Genomic DNA, 1,936 nt, shown 5'->3' on the forward strand with positions numbered 1-1,936 from the left:
ATGTTGAACAGACTGATTATCCTTGGATACCGTTTCTAAAAAAGCAGAAATCGCCTCTTTTGAAATTTCAATATGATATAAACGGCTGGATTGAGGGTGAACTTTCACCTCGTATTTTTCTGTTCTCCTTTCAAACTTCGCTCTCTTTTTTTCTGCAATGTTCATGAATGATTCCTCCTGTTATTTGTAATATAGGTGACAAGGTTAACAGGAAATATAAAAAGCCAGTCGCACATGATCCCCAAATAAAATGGGAATCCAACTGTACAACTGGCTTATATTCACTTCACTGCTCTATGCAAATAGAGTCACAGCGAATATGCAGTTTATGTATGATTTATTTTTCCTGTTTCCAATCTTTAAGATCTTTACACGATTCTGAAAAGGTATTTTCCAAAAGGTGTTAATGTCATAATATTGGCTTAATTACATTAAAACGTTTTTTCATATAATTGTCAACATCTTTTACAAATAATTCTGATAAATCATTTTACTAACTTGGTAGTTTCGTTTTTTCTGCCGCTTTAATTTGCTGAAAATGGAGATCCAGGTCCTTCAATGCAGCAATCAATGCATTAGCCGCTTTCCCCCGATAATAAGATGTAATCGATTCTATCGCTTCATCAACACCATCATTTAAACTGATCCCTTTTAATAAACGCCCAATAAATTCCCGTCCATGCTCTGTTGCCAGTGTACAAGAAGCCTCCAGGATAACACCATATTTAGCATCGACTTCTGCAGTGATGGTCAATGTTTCAAAGACACTTTTCGCCGCCATCCCTTGAGGTAAACGTGCGTGACCTGCAATAAAAATTGTTTTACCATTGAACATGAGGCCTCTTCCTCTCTTTAACGAATATTATTTTGTCAATACAGCTTCCAATAAGTGTGTTTGTTCCGGAATGCGGGTAACAACCTCTTTTCCAATTTCAATGGAGGCTGTTGCTGCAGGTGATGGTGCATTACAAACATGAATAGTCCGTTTCCCCATTATAATATGAAAATCATCCACCATATTACCATCATCCTGTAACGCCTGTGCTCGGACTCCGGAAGGTGCAGGGATTAAATCATCTTCTTGAATTTCCGGAATCAATTCCTGAAGGCTTTTCGTAAATTGCTTTTTACTAAAAGAACGGACATATTCATCCATCCCTTCCTTCATGAATTTTCTGGCCAGTTTCCAAAAACCTTTATAGCTTAAAACTTCAGTTAAATCCTTCGCATTGAAATCGGTTTTTTTATAACCTTCACGTTTGAAACTTAGTACAGCATTTGGGCCAGCATCTACTTCGCCGCTAATCATCCGTGTAAAATGAACTCCTAGAAATGGAAACTTAGGGTTAGGTACCGGATAAATTAAATGATTGACAAGAAAGCGCTTTTCGGGCTTCAATTTAAAATATTCACCGCGAAACGGGACAATTTTCATATCAGTTTTGTACCCCGCGGCTGCTGCGATACGGTCACTGTGCAATCCAGCGCAATTAATGACTATCCTTGCTTTTATTGTCCCGTTGTTCGTAGCGATGATGACTTCATCAGAATCCTCGTCAATCTTCTCCACCTTTGTATTCAGCTTGATTTCACCGCCGTTGCCTCGGATGATATCCGCCATCTTTTCACTTACCTGACGATAATTGACGATGCCGGCTTGCGGGACGCGAATCGCTCCAAGTCCATTAACATGCGGTTCAATTTCCTTTAACTCTTCCACACCGATTCTTTGGATAGCTAGCTCATTTTGTAAACCGCGTGAAAATAAATCATCTAGAAGGGGCAACTCTTCTGGTTTTGTTGCAACAATGACCTTGCCGCAAATATCATGATCAATTCCATGCATCCTACAGAATTCCGTCATTGATTTGCTTCCTTGACGGGCAAACCGTGCTTTGAAACTGCCTGGTTTATAATAAATTCCTGAATGGATGAC

General features: G+C 39.2%; 2 protein-coding genes. Both read right to left on the reverse strand.

All coding sequences use genetic code 11. From position 1 onward, the window contains the following. Window positions 1-493: 493 nt before the first annotated feature. Window positions 494-835, reverse strand: a complete 342-nt coding sequence (locus AC1DVB_RS26910) for a DUF3870 domain-containing protein (protein WP_034306813.1) — start codon at window positions 833-835, stop codon at window positions 494-496. Window positions 836-862: 27 nt separating this feature from the next. Beyond that, a partial coding sequence (lhgO, locus tag AC1DVB_RS26915) for an L-2-hydroxyglutarate oxidase (RefSeq protein WP_477591882.1) occupies window positions 863-1,936 on the reverse strand: 1,074 nt, incomplete at its 5' end.

It is taken from the genome of Peribacillus sp. P4_D6, from assembly GCF_056401795.1.